This is a genomic window from Hymenobacter cellulosilyticus (assembly GCF_022919215.1).
GTDB lineage: Bacteria > Bacteroidota > Bacteroidia > Cytophagales > Hymenobacteraceae > Hymenobacter > Hymenobacter cellulosilyticus.
On the sequence record NZ_CP095046.1, the window covers coordinates 5,088,179 to 5,108,510 of the forward strand.

Annotated in this window: 20 protein-coding genes and 1 pseudogene; 16 read left to right on the top strand and 5 right to left on the bottom strand. The window is 60.3% G+C overall.

All coding sequences use genetic code 11. The features are described 5' to 3' along the window. Window positions 1-39 precede the first annotated feature (39 nt). Window positions 40-1,851: a DUF885 domain-containing protein gene (locus MUN79_RS25000; protein ID WP_244675223.1), complete on the bottom strand. Its 1,812-nt coding sequence runs from the start codon at window positions 1,849-1,851 to the stop codon at window positions 40-42. 304 nt (window positions 1,852-2,155) lie between these two features. On the opposite strand from MUN79_RS25000, the gene MUN79_RS25005 reads away from it, so the two are divergent. The 5 genes from MUN79_RS25005 to MUN79_RS25025 all read left to right on the top strand — a co-directional run bounded on the left by MUN79_RS25005 (window position 2,156) and on the right by MUN79_RS25025 (window position 5,322). After that, a complete protein-coding gene (locus tag MUN79_RS25005; RefSeq protein WP_244675224.1) occupies window positions 2,156-3,463 on the top strand; it encodes a PAS domain-containing protein in 1,308 nt (435 codons plus the stop codon). Window positions 3,464-3,511: 48 nt separating this feature from the next. Further along, window positions 3,512-3,874, top strand: coding sequence for a hypothetical protein (locus MUN79_RS25010; RefSeq protein ID WP_244675225.1), 363 nt, complete (start codon window positions 3,512-3,514; stop codon window positions 3,872-3,874). Between the two features lie 69 nt (window positions 3,875-3,943). Further along, window positions 3,944-4,393, top strand: coding sequence for a GNAT family N-acetyltransferase (locus MUN79_RS25015; RefSeq protein ID WP_244675226.1), 450 nt, complete (start codon window positions 3,944-3,946; stop codon window positions 4,391-4,393). Window positions 4,394-4,504: 111 nt separating this feature from the next. After that, window positions 4,505-4,801, top strand: a complete 297-nt coding sequence (locus MUN79_RS25020) for a hypothetical protein (protein ID WP_244675227.1) — start codon at window positions 4,505-4,507, stop codon at window positions 4,799-4,801. Further along, window positions 4,798-5,322 carry a hypothetical protein gene (locus MUN79_RS25025; RefSeq protein WP_244675228.1) on the top strand — a complete coding sequence of 175 codons (525 nt, stop codon included), beginning with the start codon at window positions 4,798-4,800 and terminating at the stop codon, window positions 5,320-5,322. Before MUN79_RS25020 ends, MUN79_RS25025 begins: the two co-directional genes overlap by 4 nt. On the opposite strand, the gene MUN79_RS25030 is transcribed toward MUN79_RS25025, so the two are convergent. Then, window positions 5,319-5,882 carry a GNAT family N-acetyltransferase gene (locus MUN79_RS25030; protein ID WP_244675229.1) on the bottom strand — a complete coding sequence of 188 codons (564 nt, stop codon included), beginning with the start codon at window positions 5,880-5,882 and terminating at the stop codon, window positions 5,319-5,321. The genes MUN79_RS25025 and MUN79_RS25030 overlap by 4 nt on opposite strands. A gap of 309 nt (window positions 5,883-6,191) precedes the next feature. On the opposite strand from MUN79_RS25030, the gene MUN79_RS25035 reads away from it, so the two are divergent. Then, complete coding sequence (locus tag MUN79_RS25035; protein WP_244675230.1) at window positions 6,192-7,850, top strand: M28 family peptidase; 1,659 nt, start codon at window positions 6,192-6,194, stop codon at window positions 7,848-7,850. 243 nt (window positions 7,851-8,093) lie between these two features. On the opposite strand, the gene MUN79_RS25040 is transcribed toward MUN79_RS25035, so the two are convergent. After that, window positions 8,094-8,336 carry a hypothetical protein gene (locus MUN79_RS25040; RefSeq protein ID WP_244675231.1) on the bottom strand — a complete coding sequence of 81 codons (243 nt, stop codon included), beginning with the start codon at window positions 8,334-8,336 and terminating at the stop codon, window positions 8,094-8,096. A 131-nt stretch (window positions 8,337-8,467) separates the two neighbouring features. Here MUN79_RS25040 and MUN79_RS25045 point away from each other — a divergent pair. Beyond that, window positions 8,468-9,813 (top strand): annotated as a pseudogene (locus MUN79_RS25045) (YfcC family protein). A gap of 224 nt (window positions 9,814-10,037) precedes the next feature. Here MUN79_RS25045 and MUN79_RS25050 read toward each other — a convergent pair. Further along, window positions 10,038-10,439: a DUF6960 family protein gene (locus tag MUN79_RS25050; RefSeq protein ID WP_244675233.1), complete on the bottom strand. Its 402-nt coding sequence runs from the start codon at window positions 10,437-10,439 to the stop codon at window positions 10,038-10,040. Between the two features lie 299 nt (window positions 10,440-10,738). On the opposite strand from MUN79_RS25050, the gene MUN79_RS25055 reads away from it, so the two are divergent. From MUN79_RS25055 to MUN79_RS25065, 3 genes are all read left to right on the top strand, one after another. Further along, window positions 10,739-11,461: a DUF421 domain-containing protein gene (locus tag MUN79_RS25055; protein ID WP_244675234.1), complete on the top strand. Its 723-nt coding sequence runs from the start codon at window positions 10,739-10,741 to the stop codon at window positions 11,459-11,461. Window positions 11,462-11,523: 62 nt separating this feature from the next. Beyond that, a complete protein-coding gene (locus MUN79_RS25060; protein WP_244675235.1) occupies window positions 11,524-11,793 on the top strand; it encodes a DUF421 domain-containing protein in 270 nt (89 codons plus the stop codon). Then, window positions 11,769-12,218 carry a YetF domain-containing protein gene (locus tag MUN79_RS25065; RefSeq protein WP_244675236.1) on the top strand — a complete coding sequence of 150 codons (450 nt, stop codon included), beginning with the start codon at window positions 11,769-11,771 and terminating at the stop codon, window positions 12,216-12,218. The genes MUN79_RS25060 and MUN79_RS25065 overlap by 25 nt, the downstream gene beginning before the upstream one ends. Before the next feature lie 57 nt (window positions 12,219-12,275). Here MUN79_RS25065 and MUN79_RS25070 read toward each other — a convergent pair whose 3' ends face one another. Then, window positions 12,276-12,962 carry a hypothetical protein gene (locus MUN79_RS25070; RefSeq protein WP_244675237.1) on the bottom strand — a complete coding sequence of 229 codons (687 nt, stop codon included), beginning with the start codon at window positions 12,960-12,962 and terminating at the stop codon, window positions 12,276-12,278. 176 nt (window positions 12,963-13,138) lie between these two features. Between MUN79_RS25070 and MUN79_RS25075 the strand changes: the two genes are divergently transcribed. The 6 genes from MUN79_RS25075 (at window position 13,139) to MUN79_RS25100 (ending at window position 20,289) form a co-directional block, all read left to right on the top strand. After that, a complete protein-coding gene (locus MUN79_RS25075) occupies window positions 13,139-14,956 on the top strand; it encodes an alpha-amylase family glycosyl hydrolase (RefSeq protein WP_244675238.1) in 1,818 nt (605 codons plus the stop codon). A gap of 152 nt (window positions 14,957-15,108) precedes the next feature. Continuing rightward, a complete protein-coding gene (locus MUN79_RS25080; RefSeq protein WP_244675239.1) occupies window positions 15,109-16,953 on the top strand; it encodes a glycosyltransferase in 1,845 nt (614 codons plus the stop codon). 135 nt (window positions 16,954-17,088) lie between these two features. Continuing rightward, window positions 17,089-17,916, top strand: a complete 828-nt coding sequence (locus MUN79_RS25085) for a DUF4198 domain-containing protein (protein WP_244675240.1) — start codon at window positions 17,089-17,091, stop codon at window positions 17,914-17,916. A gap of 100 nt (window positions 17,917-18,016) precedes the next feature. After that, on the top strand, window positions 18,017-18,391 hold the full coding sequence (locus tag MUN79_RS25090; protein ID WP_044002696.1) for an STAS domain-containing protein: 375 nt from the start codon (window positions 18,017-18,019) through the stop codon (window positions 18,389-18,391). A 132-nt stretch (window positions 18,392-18,523) separates the two neighbouring features. Continuing rightward, complete coding sequence (locus MUN79_RS25095) at window positions 18,524-19,441, top strand: ribonuclease Z (RefSeq protein WP_244675241.1); 918 nt, start codon at window positions 18,524-18,526, stop codon at window positions 19,439-19,441. Between the two features lie 101 nt (window positions 19,442-19,542). Continuing rightward, entirely contained in the window at window positions 19,543-20,289 is a 747-nt protein-coding gene (locus MUN79_RS25100; protein WP_244675242.1) for a queuosine precursor transporter, read from the top strand. Window positions 20,290-20,332: the final 43 nt, after the last annotated feature.

Sequence of the window (20,332 nt, forward strand, 5' to 3'; positions counted from 1 at the left end):
GCCTATTCCTGTTTTCTACCTCAACAGTACCGGCGACGGCTACGCCGCTTTTTTCGCGCGGATGTAGTCCTGCACGACCTGCTCCAGAATTTCCAGCGGCAAGGCCCCGTTCTGCAGCACTACGTCGTGGAAGTCGCGCAGGTCGAAGCGGGTGCCGAGCTGCTGCTTGGCCAGCTCGCGCAGCTCCAGAATCTTGAGCATGCCCATCTTGTAGGCGCAGGCCTGCCCGGGCATCACGATGTAGCGCTCCACCTCGGCCACCACATCCGACTCGGCCATGCCCGTAGCCTGGCGCATGTACTGGATGGCCTGTTCCCGGGTCCAGCGCTGGTCGTGCAAGCCGGTATCGACCACGAGGCGGGCAGCACGGAACAGCTCAGCGCGCAGGCGGCCCAGGTTGTCGTAGGGGTCTTGCTCGAAGCCCAGCTCCGAGGCTACCCGCTCGGCATACAGGGCCCAGCCTTCGGTATACGCCGTGAAGGGTACCAGCTTGCGGAACGTAGGCAAGCCCTTTAGCTCCTGCTGAATGCCAATCTGGAAGTGGTGCCCCGGAATGCCTTCGTGGTAGGCCAGCGTGCGCATGCCAAACTTAGGCGTGGCTTTCACGTCGTAGAGGCTGGCGTAGAACACGCCGGGGCGGGAACCGTCGAGGGCGCCCCGCTCGTAGTAGGCGCCGGCCGAGGTTTTCTCCTTGAATACCGGCACCCGCCGCACTTCCAGCGCGGCTTTGGGCCGGATACGGAAGGCGTTGGCCAGGCCCTTATCCACTTCGGTCAGAATGCGGCGGTAGTCGGCCAGAATTTGGGCCCGGCCGCTGTCGGAGTCGGCGTACAGAAAGCGGGGCTCCTCCCCGAGCCGGGCCAGAACCGTGCCCACGCTGTCGGCGCCGGCCACTCTTTGAGCCCGCAGAATCGTCTGCATTTCGGCCGTAATGCGGGCCACTTCCTTCAGGCCCAACGCATGAATCTGGGCGGCGCTCAGGTTGGTCGTGGTGCTGGTGCGCAGGCACTGGGCGTAGTAGGCGGCCCCGTTGGGAAATTTCCACACGCCCGCGTCGTTGGTCGAGCGGGGGCGCAGCTCCGTGAAGTAGGTAATGAGCTGCTGGTAGGCCGGATACACCGAGCTCTGAATCTGGCGCTTGGCTTCGGCCAGCAGCTCGGCCTGGGCGGCGGCATCCAGGCCCTCGGCTTTTTTCAGCTTTTCCGCCAGGGAGGTGTAGAGAATATTCTGCTCGGGCTGCTGGGCCACCAGGGCCTGCATGCCGGCCACTACCTTGTCGATAACGAAGGTGGGCGGCACCACGCCGTGCTGCTCCCGGATCCGCAGCCCTTCCAGCACCTGCTCAAACTTGCGGCCCACTGCCGCCAACCGCTCGTTGTAGTACTCCGCGTCGCGGCGGTTGTGCACCTGGTGCACGTTGGCCATGAAGTTGGGGAACTCGTTTTGCACCCCGAACAGCTGGTTGACCGGGTAGTTGTGATACCGAAAGGCCTCTCCCGCCACTTGGTTGGTCATAAACCAGTCGAGTACCTGGTAGTTAAGGCGGTCCTGCCCGCGCAGGCCGGTGGTGTCGTAGCGGTGCAGGGTGGCCAGGTCGGTGCGCAGGCGGGTGAAGGTACGGGTGGCCTCGGCCTCGGAAGCGTCGTTGAGCTTGCGGTTGTGCCCCTGGATTCCCAAGCCCTCCACCAGGCGCAGGCTGGACAGCAGCTCGGGCGAGTCGAAGGCGACCTGGGCAAACACTTTCTCGTAGAACAGCCGTATAAAAACGGGTTTGAACCAGATAGTATTCACTACCAGCGCGGCCACTCCGAGCAGCACCGCCGCCAGTATTCCCAGTATAATTTTCTTCATGCCGAAAGAAAGGCATCTGCCAATGGCTTTGCAACAAGATGGGCCGGCAACGCCGTTTATCTACTGTTGAGCTACACCACTCGTAGCCTCTGACCGATAAAACCTGGTAAGGAAAAGTTTATTCTACCTCATCAAATCCACATCAGGACGGTGGCAGCTTGGGCAGCCAAACCCAATTAATGTTCCTACATTAATTACTGCGCAAGCACCCGTTTTCCGCCTCCCGGTCGTACCTTTGTCCCTCTCCCGATTTGCCTGGTGAACAGCTCCCGAGCTATTCACCACCTCCCCAGACTCTGCCCGTATGCCTGCCGCTACTCCCACTGTCGACTACCAACAGTTGTTCCGGTCCTTGCCCGAAAACCTGATGCTGATGACGCCCGACGTCACCATCCTCGACAATACCGACAGCCACGTGCAGGTGTCGCTGAAAAAGCGGGAAGAAATTATCGGCCGCGACTTTTTTGAGGCATTTCCTTCCGTTGACCAAAACCAGGGCGACATTATCTTCCAGTCGCAGGACCACGTGCGCCGCTTCCTGGAGCCACATTCCATGCCCGTGATTCGCTACGACCTGGAAGTGCCGGCCGAGCGCGGCGGCGGCTTTGAGGAGCTCTACTGGCAGGCTACGCACTACCCCGTGCTAAACGACAGCGGCGAGCTGCTCTACATTCTGCAGCGCACCCAGGACGTGACCGAGCAGTACCGGGCCCAGCAGCAGCGCCTGGCCGCCGAGCGGGAGCTAGCCGAAGCCCAGGACCGTACCCGTTTCATTCTGGAATCCTTGCCGGTGCTGATCTGGACGGCCACGCCCGACGGGCAGCGCGACTTTTTCAACCAACGCTGGCTCACCTTCACGGGCAAAGACGCCGAGCAGGCCCTGGGCGAGCTGTGGCTGGACTCAGTACATCCCGAAGACCGCCCCACCGTGGCCCGAACCTGGAACGATTCCGTTTCGACGGGCAATGTTTACCAGGTGGAATACCGCCTGCTCCGCCACGATGGGCAGTACCGCTGGGTGCTGGTGCGGGCCACGCCGCGCCGCAACGCTGCCGGCGACATTACCATGTGGGTGGGCTGCGGCACCGATATTCACGACCAGAAACAAATGGTGCAGGAGCTGCTGGAAGCCAATGAGCAACAGTCAATGCTCTCGGATCAGGCCTACCAGGCGTATCAGCTGGCCCAGAGCCAGAAGGAAACCTTCCACAACTTATTTGAGCAAGCCCCGGCCCTGATTTGCATTCTGCGCGGCGCTGAGCACACCTTCGAGTTTGTAAACCCGCGCTACCAGGCGCTGTTCCGGGGCCGGCAGCTGGTGGGCAACACCGTGGTGCAAGCCCTGCCCGAAGTAGTGGAGCAAGGCTTCGTGGACCTGCTCGACAACGTGTACAACACCGGGGAAACCTTCTACGGCAACGAAATTTCCATCATGCTGGAAGGCCCTGAGGGCACCGCGGCCCGGCAGCTGTTTCTCAACTTCACATACCAGCAATTCTCGGAGCACGGCCAGAAAGCCGGCATTACCGTGTTTGCCTACGACGTTACCGACCTGGTGCTGGCCCGCAAGGCCATCGAAAAAAGTCAGGAAAATGCCCAGGATGCATCCTAAGCTGATGGCCGTATCACTTTTGCCCTCGGGCCCCGTTTTCCCTCAGCCATGGATATAACCGCCCTGGATTTCCAGCAGGCCCGCATCAAGCAGGTGCTGTTCAAGTCGCGGCTGCGTTCCGTGCTCTACGGCGTGCGCGAAGCCGAACCGTCCCTGTTTTCCCTGCGCGACAATCCCCTGGCCCAGTGGCTTACCACGGTGGTCAAGCCCAAATACGGCTCCAGGCCGGAGGTGCTGGAAATTGAGCGCGCCATTCAGGGCATGCTCAACACCAGCCAGAAGCTCGTGACCCAGTACCAGCGGGGCCATATCGAGGAGTCGCGCGCCGGTCTGGAGCAGGTCGACCTGTACGCCGACCAGATTGAGAGGCTGTTGCAGAAGATTGAGCGTTCCAACGCCGGGGCAGCCTAGCCGCGACTGAGAGTATATAACCCGTATTTCGAGCAACCCAACCCTGCCTTCATCCCTTCTTCCGCCGCCATGACCCTGACCTGGACCAGCAAAAAATTCACCGACCTGACCCTGCCCGAGCTGTACGCCGTGCTGCAGCTGCGCACCGAGGTTTTCATTGTGGAGCAGAACTGCCCGTTTCAGGACATCGACGGGCAGGACCAGGTGGCTTACCACCTGCTGGGGCACACGCCCGAAGGCCAGCTGGCCGCCTACGCCCGGCTCTTCGACGCGGGCCAGTGCTACGAGCAAGTTTGCATCGGGCGGGTGGTGGTGTCGCCGGCGTGGCGGCGCTACGGCCTGGGCCAGGAGCTGATGCGGCAGGCCATTGCCCACTGCGAGCAGCTGTTTGGAACCCAGCCCATCAAAATCGGGGCCCAGCAGTACCTGACCACGTTCTACCAGGGCTTCGGCTTTGAGCAGCGCGGGGAAATGTACCTGGAAGACAATATTCCGCACATCTACATGGAGCGGGCCTGAAATCCTATTTTTCCGGCGCGTCGGTAACCGGAATGTTTCTGGTTTCTGGTAAGTTTAGGAGTTACATGGGGCGCTACTCACCTGGCGGCACGTGGGTTTGGCTCCTTCCTGATGAAATACGTTTCCTTGTTTTTCCTGCTGCTTCTGGCTTTTAGCGGCCACGCCCAGCAGGCCTTGCCGCCGCTCAGCATTGCCCAGCGCTTCGTGGCCCGGGAAGGCTGGCCCGAGCTGCCCGCCTACATCTGCTGCGAGGTGCAGCAGCAGGCCAAGCGCCAAACCCTGGGTCAGCAGATTCCGGCCCACCTGCGCCGCACCTGCGAAGTGGTGCAGCAAACCGACAGCACCGCCGTGGTGGCCGTGGAGCTGCGCGACTCCACCGGGGCAACGACTTTTACCTGCACTTTGTGAAGCAGGACGCCTGGAAGCTGCAGGCTGTGCGCGGGCTGGGCATGACCAACTTCGGCCGGCAGATGCTCACCGTGCTCGAAGGGCTACCCGCCGCCGAGCGGGCCCGCTACAACCAGACCCACCCCCGGGCCGAGTACGACTTTACGGTGGGCAACATTCGCCTCTGGGTAGGCTCCGACGCCGATATCGAAGCCCACTTCACCCGGCGCCAGGCCGATTTCGAGAAAACCGTGCGCCTGCTCCAAACCGGGGCCTACTTTGCCTCTGACTCTGCTGGTGAAGCCGCGGCCAACGCAGACCCGGCCATCAACGCCCTGCTCAAATCCCTGTACATCAGCCGCGTCACGCGCAAGAGCACCGACTGCGACGCCTGCTTTGCCTTCGTCATCGGCGGTCTGATTGACAACACCGTGGGTCTGCTTTACGAGCCCGACAAACGCAAAGTACCAGCCATGAACCCCGAGTCTTTGATTGTAGTCAAGCCCCTGGGCCACGGCTGGTACTTGTTCAAAACAACCTAACGAGCGGCTTGTAATACCTTGCGCTGCCCGTAGCGCTGCTCCCACTCGGCTTCCAGCATGCTCATTTCCGTCAGGCTCCAGTACGAGCCGTTGAAGTAGAGACTGTCGCGGGAAGTGCCTTCCAGGGTCATGCCGGCCTTGGTGTAGCAGCCAATGGCGCCCTGGTTGAAGTCGTACACGCCCAGGTCGATGCGGTGCAGGCCGAGCTGCTCGAACCCGATTTCGAGCACCGCCTTAATCATGCCCTGGCATATGCCCCGGCCCCGCTCCTGGCTGTTGCCCACCAGCACCCGGCTGATGCGCGCCGAGCGGTTTTTGCGGCTGATACCGCCCAGGGAAATATGGCCCACTACCTCGTTGGTCGTATCGTCGATGGCCTTATACACGAAGGCGTCCGAGGTATGCAAGTCGTTGGTATCCTCGATGTACCAGGCCAGGCTGGCCTCGGTCAGGGGAAAGGAGAACAGTGACCCTGACCAGTTCATCAACAACTCTTCATCTGTAATCCACTCAATAAGCTGTTTGAAATCGGCTTGGGTGAACTGCTCCAGTCTAATCATAAATAGTACTTTTTGAAACTGCGGAAAGAAATTACAAAGCAAGCCCCGCCCGGCTAGCCCGACGGTAATCGGGCAAGAGCTGTCAAAACAGGGAGAATCGGGGCAAAATGGACCGTCGGCCCACGCGGCAGCAAGTTACACAAATCTTAGCCTAAGCTGAAGCGTAACGACCACCTATATCTAGCTAACTGTGGGCCGACTGAGAAAATTTCCGACGCGCGCCGTTTTTTGCCGTTTAAGACAACTTTTGCGGGGTGCCCGGCAGCTGTTGGGCTGCGGCTCCCTGCTTTCCGCTCTGCTTACTTGCTTATGTTCTCCACCTCTTCTCGCCTCGCGCTGCTGGCCTTCAGCGGCTTGCTTTCCTATTCTGCCCCGGCCCAGCAGCTGCGCCCCAACAAAAAAGTTGTCAAGGCCCTGCAAAAAGTGTCGCCCACCGACCTGAAGGCTCACATTCAGTACCTGGCCGACGATAAGCTGCTGGGCCGCCGCCCCGGCACGCCCGGCTACCAAATGGCCGTGGACTACGTGACCAGCCATCTGCAAAGCCTGGGCGTGCAGCCCGCCGGCGACGCGGGCACGTTTGTGCAGCGGGTGCGCCTGCGCAAAGCTTTCAATAACCTAGGCACTTCTTCCCTGCTGCTTCGCCCTAACACCGGAGCCGCCGTGCCGCTGGCACCGGGCAAGGAATTCGTGCTCTACCCTAACCCCGAAACCGCCGCCGCTACGGTGGAAGCCCCGCTGGTATTTGCCGGCTACGGTATCAGCGCCCCCGAACTAAGCTACGACGACTACGCCGGCCTCGACGTGACGGGCAAGGTGGTGGTGGTGCTGCGCGGGGCACCCAAGGCCTTTCCCTCCACGGTAGCCGCTGCTAGTCAGGACGTGCTGGCCATTCTGCAGAACGCCGTGCGCCACGGAGCCGTGGGGGTGCTGGTAGCTTCGCCAAGTCCGAAGGCCACGCTGCCCAACTTCCGGCAGGGCGTGTTCAGCGTGTTGGGCACCGATGGCAAAGTAGCCGCTTCCCGCTCGTTTGCGCCGGGTATTCGCCTGCTCGGGGCCGTGAGTACGGGCACCCTGCAAACCCTGCTGCGCACCGCCGCCACCGATACCACCGCCGCCTACGCCGCCCTACGCACGGGCCGGCCGGCCTCGGTAGCCCTGGGCAGCTCGCTGAAGGCGGTGAACAATTCCACTTACCAGGACCTGGACAGCTACAACGTGGTAGGCAAGATAATCGGCTCCGACGCCAAGCTGCGGGAGGAATACGTGGTGCACAGCGCCCACCTCGACCACTTAGGCGTGGGCGAGCCGGTGAAGGGCGACTCTATCTACAACGGGGCCCACGACAATGCCTCGGGCGTGGCCAGCGTGCTGGAAATTGCCCGGATTTATTCGCGCCTGCCGGAAAAGGAGAAGCCCAAACGCTCGGTGCTGCTGGTACTGCAGACCGGCGAGGAGCTGGGCCTGCTGGGCTCGGCCTACTTCGCGGCCCGTCCCACGGTGCCCAAGGAGCAAATCGTGGCCGACATCAACACCGACATGCCCACCATCATTGCCCCGCTGCTGTCGGTGGTGCCGCTGGGCGCCCAGCATTCGACCCTGGCCGAGCCCGTCAATAAAGCCGCCGAGTACCTGAAGCTGAGCGTGGAGGCCGACCCCGAGCCCGAGCAAAACCGCTTTATCCGCTCCGACCAGTACAGCTTCGTGCTGCAGGGCATTCCGGCCTTGCACATCAAGTATGGCAACAAAACCGCCGACGGCAAAAACGACCTGAGCAAAACCGTGCAAGCCTGGCGCGCGGCCACCTACCACAAGCCCCAGGACGACATCAACGGCACCTTCGACTTCGAGGCGGGCAAAAAGTACGTGCAGCTCAACTTCCTCATCGGCTATCAGGTAGCCCAGGCCGAACAGCGCCCCACCTGGAACCCCGGCGACTTTTTCGGCACCCGGTTCGGACAGAAGTAGGGTTCGTTAAGAAGCTGCTGACAGCTTCTTAGTCGTTTGTCATCCTGAGCAAAGCGAAGGACCTTCCTCAGTTTACCCACTGCAGATAATCAAAATGTAAAAAGCCCTTCACCACGCTAGGTTGTAAAGGGCTTTTTACATTGGTACAAGCTTCTTTGGGTAGACGAGGAAGGTCCTTCGCGGGGCTCAGGATGACAAACGATTCGAGGGCAAGCCCATTAGAAGACCCACCGAATGGGCAGCTCACACCTCCGGCAGGCGGATGCTTTCCAGGTAAGGTGTCAGGTTGTGCGAGTCCTGGAAGAGGTGGATGAACAGGATGTGCTCTTCCCCGTTGCTGCGCCAGACCTCGGCGTAGAAGTCGCCCAGGGCGTAGAGCTGCAGCTCGAAGCTGTCCTGCCGCCGGTCGGACAAGAAGTGTCCGCTCCGACGCAGTACGTCGGCCTGCTGGCCCATGGGCAACTGTTTGAAGGAGTCTAAACGCATACGAGCTGACACAACCGGCCCGGCCTGATGCGGGTTCCGGCCCGGGACACTTCCCGGAAAGTTCGGCAGTAGCTCGCGGATAACTTCTATTTTTCGCGAATTATTGCCCCTTCTCACCCTTTGCTTCCTTGATGAAGACCCTCCGCTTTCCCCACCCGCTTGTGTTGCTCGTCGGGTTTATTCTGCTGGCCACGCTGCTGAGTTACGTGCTGCCTGCCGGCGAATTTGCCCGCCAGGCTGACACGGCTACCGGCCGCGACGTGGTGGTACCCGGCTCCTACCACCGCGTGCCCGCCACCCCGGTTTCGCCCCTGGCTGCCATGGTCGACATTCCCAAGGGCATGGCCGACGCCGCCGCCGTTATCTTTTTCGTGTTCCTGACCGGCGGGGCCTTCACCGTTATCGACCAAACCGGAGCCCTGCGCCGGGGCGTCGATTGGCTGCTGGGCAAGCTGCAAGGGCAGGAAGTGCTGGTCATCCCCATCATTTCCCTGCTGTTTGCTACGATGGGCGCGCTGGAAAACATGCAGGAGGAAATTATTCCGCTGATTCCGGTGCTGCTGGTACTGATGCGCCGCCTGGGCTACCCGGTTATTACGGCCGCAGCCGTGAGCATCGGAGCGGCGGCTGTGGGCGCGTCATTTAGTCCCCTGAACCCCTTCCAGGTCGGTATTGCCCAGAAGCTGGCCCAACTGCCGCTGCTCTCGGGCGCGGGCTTTCGGCTGGCATTTCTGGCCCTGGCTCTAGTGGTCTGGATTGGGGGTACGATGCGCTACGCAGCCAAAAACCGGGTGATTCCGGAAGCGGCTCCCGCGGAGGAAGCCGACTCCGCCGGGGCCGGCCGGCACGGCATCGTGCTGCTGCTTTTGCTGCTGACTTTCGCCGTGTTTACCTACGGGGTGCTCAACCTGGGCTGGGAATTTGAGCAGATGGGCGCGCTGTTTTTCGTACTAGGCGTGCTGGCTGGCCTCATCGGCGGCCTGGGCCTCAACGGCACCGCTGACGCCTTTATCCTAGGCTTCCGCGACCTGGCTTTTTCGGCCCTGCTCATCGGTTTTGCCCGGGCTATTTTCGTGGTCCTGGAGCAGGGGCATATTGTGGACACCATTGTCAACAGCCTCTCGGCGCCCCTGGCCCATCTGCCCGTCACGCTCTCGGCCCTGAGCATGATTGGGGTGCATACGGCCCTGCACCTGCCCGTACCCAGCGTGAGCGGGCAGGCCGTGCTGACCATGCCCATCCTCACTCCCCTCTCCGACTTACTGGGCCTGCCCGCCAGGTCACGGTGCTGGCCTACCAGTACGGCGCCGGCCTGTGTGAGCTCATCACGCCCACCAATGGCGCGTTGGTTGCCATCGTCGCCGCCTGCGGAGTCCGCTTCGACCAGTGGTGGAAGTTCGTGCTGCCGCTGTATCTGGCGTTGCTGGCGCTGGCCGCTACTGCCGTTGTTATCGGCGTCGCTATTGGGTTGAGTTAAATGCGGATGTGCTGATTCCCTGTCATTGCGAGGAGGTACGACGAAGCAATCCGTCCTCTGCTGGTGACAAATGACCTTCTACCAGAAAGCCCTTTCTCGTTGTTACGGGAAAGGGCTTTTTACTTACGGAAGCTCAGCACATTTCAGAGGACGGATTGCCACGGCTACGCCTCGCAATGACATAGGATAGACATTAGCATGTCAGCACATTAGTACCTTAAAAATCAGCTCAGCCGCAGCTCGTCGGCCTCGAATACGCGCTTCACCTTGCGCTTCTTTTCTACGAGCTGAAAGCTGGCCCGGTGCTGGGCTTCATTCCAGTACACGTCCGAAATCAGGCCGCGGTGGGCGGGGCGGCCGGGCTCCGGGTTGGTTTCTTCCACCAGGTCGCCGAAGCTGAACGGGGGCTTGTCGTGGAGCTCCTGGAACAGCTCCCCACTGACTTTGAACTGCTGCTCGTCGTAGCGCAGCAGAATCCAGTCTTCGGTTTCGTCGATTTTCTCGAACAGCTTGCCCATGGGCTCCAGCCACTCGAAGGTGCGGCGGTTGGCGGGGTGAATGTAGCGGAAGCCGAAATCCGGCGTCCAGGAATAAAGGCCGTAGGTGACTGGTTTGGGACGAGCCATGAGTGCGGAGTAAGGATAAAAACAGCGTGCCGGGCGCTGAGTAGCCGATTAGGCCGGGGCAGCCGGCAACTGATTATAACAGCAAAACTCCGCTATTTATTCCCGCCCGACAATTTTATGGCGAGTACTCCGGCCGGTTTTTTCCCAGATTCCCGTCGGAGTACAACCCGTTTTTCTACGGAGGGAAATCCGCCTTTTTCCCTATAACTCCCCGCCATACCCTTGCCGTTCAAGTAATTCTGCTTTGGCCCAGGGAGGGGCCCCGGCAGACTACACCATTTAAACAGAGCGGGGAAACAATGAAAAAAGAGGAAATTCACTTAGGTGACTGGCAACGCATTGTCCTGGGCAATGCCCCGGGCGAGTACATGCTCGAAGTGGTCCTGCGGACCCTGATTATCTACCTCGTGCTGCTGGTGTTCATCCGGCTGCTGGGCAAGCGTATGGGGGCCCAGCTTACCATTACCGAAATGGCTGTAATGCTTACGCTGGGGGCCATTGTTGCCGTGCCGGCTCAGATACCCGACCGGGGCCTGCTGCCGGCCTTCGTGTTGCTGGGCACGGTGCTGTTGCTGCAGCGGGGAGTAAACTGGCTGGCCTTAAAAAACCGCAAAGTGGAAGTGGTGGTGCAAAGCGACGTGAGCCTGCTGCTCAAAAACGGGGTGCTGAATACTGCTGAGATGAAGAAGATGGATATTTCCCACGAGCAGGTATTTGCCCATCTGCGCTCCAAAGATGTGCTGCACCTGGGCCAGCTTTGCCGGGTGTACCTCGAATCGGGCGGGCACTTCAGCGTATTCCGCTACCAGGAGCCCCGGCCCGGCCTGAGCGTGCTGCCCGAGTGGGATGAGCGCCTGCGCGACGAGCAACAGCAGGAGTCGGACTTGAGCGCCTGCCTCTACTGCGGCAACGTGCAGCACCAGGTATCGGCCAAAACCCAGTGCACCAACTGCGGCCACCAGCAGTGGACCTACGCTGTGCAGCCCCAGAGCCTGGTGGAGCAGGAAGCCGAAGCCCACTAAAGCAAGTATCCTATTCTATTAAAAACGCCCCCGCTCACCGGGCAGGGCTTATCTTCTTTTGCATGAAACCCGAAGAAATTCACCTCACCGATTATATGCGCATTATTCTGGGGCAGGTGCCCTGGAGCTTTTTGCTGGAAGTAGCCATTCGCGCCATCTTTCTCTACATCCTGATTGTGGTGTCGATGCGCCTGATGGGCAAGCGGATGTCGTCGCAGCTGAGCCGGCACGAGCTGGCCGCCATTTCCTCTATTGCCGCCGCCATCGGGGTACCCATTCAGGCCCCGATCGGGGCTTGCTGCCCGCCTTGCTTATTGCGGCAGTTATTGTAGCCGTGCAGCGCCTGGTTTTCTGGGAGTCGTATCGAAACAGAAAATTTGAGACTGTCACCCAGGGCCAGGTATCGGCGATGGTTGAGGATGGCTGCCTGCAGTACGATGCCATGCGCGAATCGGTCTTGTCGCAGGAGCGGGTGTTTGCCGAGCTGCGCCAGAAGGGCTACGACAACTTGGGCAAGGTCCGGCGCATGTACATGGAGGCCAGCGGCGCCTTCACCATTGTGCCCCAGAGCCCGCCCCGCCCCGGCCTGACCCTGATTCCAAGCTGGGACGACGACTTTCTGCGCGACCAGCACAAAGCCCCCGATACCTACGCCTGCTGCCACTGTGGCAATGTGCAGCACTCCCGGCAACAGCAGCCCGGAACCTGCTCCCGCTGCCAGCACGAGGAATGGTCGCCGGCCGTAGTGCCGGCCTGAGGCGGAGTAGAGTAAAACCAGGATTGGCAAGGCCGGGCAGTGTAGCAAAACCTACGCTTACCGGCCTTCTGCTTGGTGCTGATGCAGCTGCTGGGCATGGGCCACGAGCCGGTCGCGGTGGGCGGGGCCGTCGTGCAGGTGGGCAAAGGAAATCTGCTGCCGGGTGCCGTCGGTGCGGTGCACGATAAGCTCGGCCGCGCCGCTGGGCTCCACGGCCGCTACTTCCGCCCAGCTGAAGTGAAACTCCCGGCTCAGCAGCCCCAGCCGGCCGCCAAATCCCTCGGCATGCAGGTGCAGGTGACGGCGCTGCGTGATGCGGTACAGATTGAAGGCCAGAAAGAGGTAGAACCCGGCTATCAGAAAGTAGAGGTAAGGCAGAATGTGAAACGTGTGCGTGCCGCGCAGCAGGTCGGCCGCGTGGTGACGGTGCAGGATGTGGTAGCCTTCCAGGGCCAGAATGCCGGCTCCCGCTATTTCCAGCCAGGCCACCCGCTCGGTATGGTGCGGGTGGTGCTTGAGGTGGCGCATTTCGCGCAGCAGCAGCAAAATATAGCCCGCCCCTACCACGAGTTCAAGAATGGTCACGGCCGTCAGCGGCTCAGCACCGGATACGGCGGCCAGGGCAGTGGTCAGCAGCACCAGGGCCGGGACAATGTGGGACAAAGCCTTGGCCCGCTGGCGCCGAGTGTGGCGACGGTCGTAGAGCGTAGTTCGTTCGGGAGCAGCGGCGTCGGGTGCGTTCATGGGTTCAAGCACGGTATTTTTCCGCTGCCCCGCAACGGGTACTGCCGCTAAGGCTGCTCGGGGCTTTTCTACTTCAGCTTCAACCCGTTGAGCTTTGCCCGATAACCTCAACACTAGAAAACCAGTTAGAAGCCGGTAGCGACCAGCTGTAAAGGTCGTGTTACCCTCTGCTTCCAATGCCCGCAACTGCTTTATCCCCCGCACCCACGCTGCAAGCCGGCATGGGCGCTCTACCACACCCTTCCGGCACCACCTTCCGCGTGTGGGCCCCCAACGCCGACGCCGTGGCCGTCGTTGGCCCCTTCAACGACTGGGACCACACCACCCACCCGCTCACCCACGAGGCCGACGGCTACTGGGCTGCCGACGTGGCTGACCTCGGGCCGGGCACCGAGTACAAATTCTGGCTGCGCACGGGCAAAAACGAGCTAACCCGCCACGACCCCTACGCCCGCGAAGTGACGCACTCTGCCGGCAACTCGGTGGTGCCCAACCACGACTTCGACTGGGAAGACGACCAGTTTCAGATGCCAGCCTGGAATGAGCTGGTTATCTACGAGCTGCACGTGGGCACCTTCAACGCCCCCGACCCCAGTCGCCCCGGCACCTTTCTGGACGTGGTGGAGAAGCTGGGCTACCTGCGCGAGCTGGGCATCAACGCCATTGAAATCATGCCGCCCACCGAGTTTCCCGGCGGCCGCAGCTGGGGCTACAACCCGGCTCACCCATTTGCCCTCGAAACCGACTACGGCGGCCCCCAGGCCTTTAAGGAGCTCGTCAAGCAGGCCCACCGCCACGGCATTGCCGTCATTCTGGACGTGGTGTATAACCACTTTGGGCCCGGCGACCTGGATTTGTGGCAGTTCGACGGCTGGCAGGAAAACGACGGCGGCGGCATCTACTTCTACAATGACTGGCGCGCCGAAACGCCCTGGGGCCACAACCGCCCCGACTACGGCCGCCCCGAAGTGCGCCGCTATATCCGCGACAATGCCCTGATGTGGCTCGAAGACTACCGCGTGGATGGTCTGCGCTGCGACTCAATTTCCCACATCCGCAACGTGGACGGCTCCAACGACCCCGCCCGCGACCTGCCCGAGGGTTGGAGCCTGATGAAGTGGATCAATGAGGAAATTCAGGCGAAAATGCCCTGGAAGATTACCATTGCCGAGGACTTGCAGGGCAACCCCTACATCACCCGCACCGCCGAGCAGGACGGGCAAGGCTTTGCGGCTCAGTGGGACGCGGCCTTCGTCAACATCGTGCGCGACGCGCTGACTACGCCCCACGACGCGGACCGCCACCTGCCCGCCGTGGCCGAAATCCTGGCGCACGCCTACAACGGCGACGCGTTTCAGCGCATTATCTACACCGAGTCGCACGATGAAGTGGCCAACGGCAAGTCGCGCGTGACCGAGGAAATCATGCCCGGCGACGCCCACAGCTGGTTTCCCAAGAAGCGGGCCACGCTCGGTGCCGCCCTGGTATTTACCGCGCCCGGCATCCCGATGATGTTTCAGGGCCAGGAAATGCTGGCCGACGGCTACTTCTCCGACGACCAGCCCCTGGAGTGGGAGCACGCCGAGCAGCACGCGGGCCTGGTGCACTTGTACCGCGACCTGATCCGGCTGCGGCGCAACCTCGACGGCCAGACCCGGGGCCTGCTGGGCCAACACACCGACATAACCCACCTCAACGACTCCGACAAAATCCTGGCTTTCCGCCGCTGGGACCAGGGCGGAGCCGGCGACGAAACCATCATCTTGGCCAACTTCGCCGACCAGACCCACCCGGCCTACACCATCGGCTTGCCAGCCGGCGGGCAGTGGCGCGTACGCTTCAACAGCGACTGGGAAGGCTACGACGAGGAGTTCGGCAATTTTGAAAGCGTGGATTCGGAAGCTACGGAGGGCGAGTACGACGGATTGCCTTTCCACGCGACTTTTGGGTTAGCGCCGTATTCGGTGCTGATTATTTCGCAGCAAGGCGCTTAACCACACTTGTACACCCCGTTGCGCAGTAGCTCTAGCGCAGGGTTTGGCCCAAGCCGGAAGTAAAAATCCCGGTTTCGGCTAAGCCCTGCGTTTTTTTCACGTCAAAACTCCGCCAGAAACCTATCTTGCCAATCCACGCCAAAACCCACCGCATGCAAGTTCCGCTCCCCACCCCCGAAGCCATTTCACCCGACGCTCTGCTCGTGGAAGTTGCCTGGGAAGTCTGTAACCAGGTCGGCGGCATCTACACCGTGATTCGCTCGAAAGTGCCGGCCACCGTGCTAGGCTGGGACGACCGGTACTGCCTGATCGGGCCCTATTTCACGCAGCAGGCACAAGGCGAGTTTGAAGCCCTCGACGACTACGCCTTCAACCAGCTGCCCGCCGATGACCCGTTTGCGGCAGCCGTGCGCCAGATGCGGGCCGAGGGCTACGAGGTGTGCTACGGCCACTGGCTCGTGACGGGCAAGCCCCGCGTGGTGCTCATCAACCCCTACCAGGTGTACGACCGGCTCGGGCAGATCAAGGCCGACCTGTGGAACCACCACGGCATCCCGACGCCCGACAACGACGATCTGCTCCACCAGGTCGAGGCCTTTGGCCACCAGGTCAAGCACTTTCTGCACCTGCTTACAAACGCCGTGGTGCCGCCCAAGCGCGTCATTGCCCACTTCCACGAGTGGATGACCGGTGTGGCCATCCCCGATTTGCGTCGCGACCAGGTGCCGGTGCACATCGTCTTTACCACGCACGCCACGCTGCTGGGCCGCTACCTGGCCATGAACGACCCCAACTTCTACGACCACCTCATGCAGGTGAACTGGGCGGCCGAGGCAGTGCATTTCAATATTGAAACCGCCGTGCGCATTGAGCGGGCCGCCGCCCACGGCAGCCACGTTTTCACCACGGTGAGTGAGCTGACCGTGCGCGAGTGTATCTACCTGCTCGACCGGATTCCGGACGCGGTGCTGCCCAACGGCCTGAACATTGAGCGGTTTGTGGCCCTGCACGAGTTTCAGAACCTGCACCAGCTCTACAAGTCCAAGATTCACGAGTTCGTGATGGCGCACTTCTTCCAGAGCTACTCGTTTGATCTGGACAACACGCTCTACCTCTTCACTTCGGGCCGCTACGAGTACCACAACAAGGGCTTCGACCTGACCCTGGAAGCTCTAGCCCGCCTCAACTACCGCCTGCAGCAAAGCGGGCTGGAAGGCCAGGTGGTCATGTTCTTTATCACCAAGCGGCCTTTTCACAGCATCAATCCGCAGGTGCTGCAGAGCCGGGCCATTCTGGATGAGGTACAGGAAACCTGTGAGGCCATTGAGCGGCAGGTCGGCGAGCGGCTCTTTTACGCCGCTGCCGCCAGCACCGACCACCGTCTGCCCGACCTCGACGCCCTCGTGGACGACTACTGGAAGCTGCGCTACCGCCGGACCCTGCAAAGCTGGAAAACGACGAATCTGCCCCCGGTCATCACCCACAACCTGGTGGATGATGCCAATGACGACATCCTGAACTTTTTGCGCCGCGCCAACCTGGTCAACAACCGGCACGACCGGGTCAAAATCGTGTACCATCCCGACTTCGTCTCGCCCACCTCGCCCCTGTTTGGCATGGAGTACGGGCAGTTTGTGCGGGGTTGCCACCTGGGCATTTTCCCGAGCTACTACGAGCCCTGGGGCTACACCCCGCTCGAGTGCGTAGCCCGCGGCGTACCGGCCATTACCAGCGACCTGTCGGGCTTCGGTGATTATGTCATGGAAACCGTGCCCGACCACGAGGCCAAGGGCATCTACGTAGTCAAGCGGCAGGAGCGCAGCTTTGATGAGTCGGCCGAGGAGCTGACCGAGATGCTTTGGAACTTCGTGCAGCTCAACCGTCGGGAGCGAATCATGCAGCGCAACAACGTAGAAAGCTCCGCCGAGCTCTACGACTGGAAAAACCTGCGCGTACACTACGACCGGGCCTATGCACTGGCGCTGGAAAGACAGTAATTTTTGTTGATTAATACGGAATTATGCCTCCGTATTAATTCCTAAAGCGGCCGTAATTGCTTTAAATGTTTCTGCATTTTAAGCTAATTACGGCCGCTTCATCATTTCTTAATTCTTATCCCAGAAAATTAATCCGTGCGCCGTCTGCAAATTATGTTTCTGCTACTACCCTTGTGCGCGGCGACGGCCTGGGCCCACGAGTTCTGGCTGCTGCCGTCGCATTTTTTTGTAGCTCCGGGCACCAGAATTAACCTGCATGTATTTGTGGGTGAAAATTTTACCGGTCACCGCTGGCCTGGCAAATCGGCCCGGCTCACCAGCTTCGTGCACTACGCCCCCAACGATACCGTGGACCTGACCAGGATGGCCACCCAGCAGGACACGCTCAACACCTCGGTTGAGGTTGTGCAGCCGGGCGTGCACCTGCTGTCCTTTAGTACCAACAACGCCTTTCTGGAGCTCGACGCGGAGAAGTTTAACACCTACCTCAAAGACAATGGCTTAGAGCGGGTTAGCTACCTGCGCCAGCAGCGCGGCGAAACCAGTAAGCCAGGCCGGGAGCTGTACCGGCGCTGCGCCAAAACCCTGGTGCAGGTGGGTCCGAGCCGCCCCGATACTAGCAACGTGCACGCCTGGAGTACCGGCCAGCCCCTGGAAATTATTCCCGAGCAAAACCCCTATTTGCTTAAGCCTGACGCCTCCTTAACCTGCCTGGTACGCTACAACGGCAAGCCTTTGCCGGCCACTCTGGTACAGGTGTGGCAGCGCACGGCCGGCCAACCCACGCAGATCAGTAAATTGTATACCAACAAAAACGGCCGGGTGCTGTTTCGCCTTAACAGCCCGGGCAACTACATGGTTAGTTCTGTGTATATGGATGCAGCCACTGACCGGAAAGTCGCCGATTGGCAAAGTACCTGGGCTACGCTGACGTTTGGAATAGCCAAACGGAGCACACAATAATTTCTGTTTTTTTGTATACCTTGAGTGCCCTACAGGCCTTCTGTACTCGAACATTTTTTTCTTACCTTCGCAACTCTATTAAACTCGAACCACCGACGGCATGAAGTACTCGATTGATAAAAAGGAAACTTACACGATTATCACCATTGACGAGAAGAAGCTCGACACCACTGTAGCTCCCGATCTGAAATCGGAATTCGTGAAGCTGAATGCTGAAGGCATCAACAACCTGATCCTGGACTTGAGCAACGTGAAGTACACGGACTCGTCGGGCCTCAGCTCTATCCTGATTGCCAACCGGCTGTGCAACTCCACCGGCGGCCTGCTCGTGCTCACCGGCCTGCAGGACCACGTTATGAAGCTTATCACTATCTCCAAGCTGGAGTCGGTACTGCACATTCTGCCCACCGTGGAAGAAGGCATTGACCGGATTTTCCTGCACGCCATCGAGCGTGACCTGACCAGCAAAGAGTAGTTTATTAGAAGCGGTAAGCTGTTGGCGGTTAGCTGTTAGTTGTCTAAACTAGCAACTAACGGCCAGCAGCTTTTTTCTTTTTCTCATCTTTAAAAAAGCGAACAGCCATCCGCTACTAGCTACCAGCTTATTTTGGAGTTTGAGTTGAAAATCCTGGGTAGTGCCTCGGCCACACCCTTTCTGAATCGGCATCACACGGCGCAGGTACTCACGGTAGGCAACCACTCCTACCTGATTGACTGCGGCGAAGGCACCCAGCGCCGCTTGGTGGAGTACAAAGTCCGGCACCAGCGCCTGCATACCATTTTCATTTCCCACCTGCACGGCGACCATTTCTTTGGGCTTTTTGGCCTGCTCTCGACCATGCACCTGCAGGGTCGCACCGAGCCGGTGCAGCTCTTCGGCCCCGCCGGCCTGGACGAGATTCTGACCACGCAGTTTCGCTACTCCCACACCCAGCTCTCGTTCGACTTGCAGTTTACGGCCGTCGAACCCGATCAGCACCGGCTCGTGTATGAGGACCACCGCCTGACGGTGCACACGCTGCCCATGCGGCACCGGATTCCGTGCTGCGGCTACCTGTTCCGGGAAAAACCCAAGCGCCGCCACCTCGACAAGGCCCGCCTGCCCGAGGGCCTCACGGCCGCCCAGCTCAGCCGCCTGGCCCAGGGCGAAGACCTGCTCGATGAAGCCGGCAACCTGCTGGTCAGCAATGAGGCCGTGAGCACCGCGCCCAACCACTCGCGCAGCTACGCCTACTGCTCCGACACGCTCTACACCGAGAGTACCGCCGAGCTGGTACGCGGCGTCGACCTGCTCTACCACGAAGCTACTTTCCTGGAAGAAATGCGCGACCGGGCCGCTACTACCCACCACTCCACCGCCCGGCAGGCCGCATTACTGGCTAAAAAAGCCCAGGTGAAGCACCTGCTCATCGGGCACTTCTCCTCCCGCTACCGCGACCTGGAACCCCTGCTGGTAGAAGCAGAGGCTGTTTTCGAGCCCGTAGAGTTAGCTACGGAAGGCAAAACGGTCAGCATTCCGGAGTAAACTTTATCGGAGCTCAGAACTTAGAAGCTAGAACTTAGAAGACGTACCTGCTCTGAGTTTTTGCTTCGGAGTTCTGGGTTCTCACTTCTAAGCTCTCTTCCTTGAAGACTTTCGCGCATAAGAAAAACCAGCTCTATCTGGTACTCAGCGGCATTTTCATTGTCAATGCCCTGCTGGCCGAAATTATTGGCGTGAAGATTTTCTCCCTGGAGCCCCTTATCGGCCGGCCCGACAACCTGACGGCGGGGGTACTGATCTGGCCCGTGGTATTCGTCACCACGGACATCATCAACGAGTACTTCGGCAAGGAGGGCGTACTGCGCGTGAGCTACCTCACGGCCGCTCTGATTCTGTTTGCCTTCCTGGTTATCTATGCCACTACCAAGCTGCCGCCGGCCGCTTTCTGGCTGGAAGTAAACAGCAAAGACCCGCAGGGTAAGCCCATCAACATTGACTTTGCCTACCAGATGATTTTCCGGCAGGGCCTGGGTATTATTGCCGGCTCGCTCACGGCCTTTGCCATCGGGCAGGTGCTGGATGCCACAGTATTTCAGGCTTTGCGCCGCGCTACTAAGGGCCGCTTCGTGTGGCTGCGGGCCACCGGTTCCACGCTCGTGTCCCAGCTTGTGGACAGCTTCGTGGTCTTGTTCGTGGCGTTTTACGTGTTCGGCAACTGGACCTTCGACCAAGTACTGGACGTGGCCAACACCAACTACTGGTACAAATTCGCCGCGGCTATTCTGCTTACGCCGGTGCTCTACCTGGCCCACTTCCTGATTGACCGCTACCTGGGCGTGGAGGGAACGGTTGAGCTGCAGCAGGAAGCAGCAGCCGATGTGAGCGTGTAAATTTGCCCGTACTTTCTTTTTAAGAGTTTCTATGCGCTTTTCT

Coding starts and splice junctions, on each gene's coding strand:
- MUN79_RS25000 (WP_244675223.1), bottom strand. CDS start 1,851: ATGAAGAAAATTATACTGGGAATACTGGCGGCGGTGCTGCTCGGAGTG.
- MUN79_RS25005 (WP_244675224.1), top strand. CDS start 2,156: ATGCCTGCCGCTACTCCCACTGTCGACTACCAACAGTTGTTCCGGTCC.
- MUN79_RS25010 (WP_244675225.1), top strand. CDS start 3,512: ATGGATATAACCGCCCTGGATTTCCAGCAGGCCCGCATCAAGCAGGTG.
- MUN79_RS25015 (WP_244675226.1), top strand. CDS start 3,944: ATGACCCTGACCTGGACCAGCAAAAAATTCACCGACCTGACCCTGCCC.
- MUN79_RS25020 (WP_244675227.1), top strand. CDS start 4,505: ATGAAATACGTTTCCTTGTTTTTCCTGCTGCTTCTGGCTTTTAGCGGC.
- MUN79_RS25030 (WP_244675229.1), bottom strand. CDS start 5,882: ATGATTAGACTGGAGCAGTTCACCCAAGCCGATTTCAAACAGCTTATT.
- MUN79_RS25035 (WP_244675230.1), top strand. CDS start 6,192: ATGTTCTCCACCTCTTCTCGCCTCGCGCTGCTGGCCTTCAGCGGCTTG.
- MUN79_RS25040 (WP_244675231.1), bottom strand. CDS start 8,336: ATGCGTTTAGACTCCTTCAAACAGTTGCCCATGGGCCAGCAGGCCGAC.
- MUN79_RS25050 (WP_244675233.1), bottom strand. CDS start 10,439: ATGGCTCGTCCCAAACCAGTCACCTACGGCCTTTATTCCTGGACGCCG.
- MUN79_RS25055 (WP_244675234.1), top strand. CDS start 10,739: ATGAAAAAAGAGGAAATTCACTTAGGTGACTGGCAACGCATTGTCCTG.
- MUN79_RS25060 (WP_244675235.1), top strand. CDS start 11,524: ATGAAACCCGAAGAAATTCACCTCACCGATTATATGCGCATTATTCTG.
- MUN79_RS25070 (WP_244675237.1), bottom strand. CDS start 12,962: ATGAACGCACCCGACGCCGCTGCTCCCGAACGAACTACGCTCTACGAC.
- MUN79_RS25075 (WP_244675238.1), top strand. CDS start 13,139: ATGCCCGCAACTGCTTTATCCCCCGCACCCACGCTGCAAGCCGGCATG.
- MUN79_RS25080 (WP_244675239.1), top strand. CDS start 15,109: ATGCAAGTTCCGCTCCCCACCCCCGAAGCCATTTCACCCGACGCTCTG.
- MUN79_RS25090 (WP_044002696.1), top strand. CDS start 18,017: ATGAAGTACTCGATTGATAAAAAGGAAACTTACACGATTATCACCATT.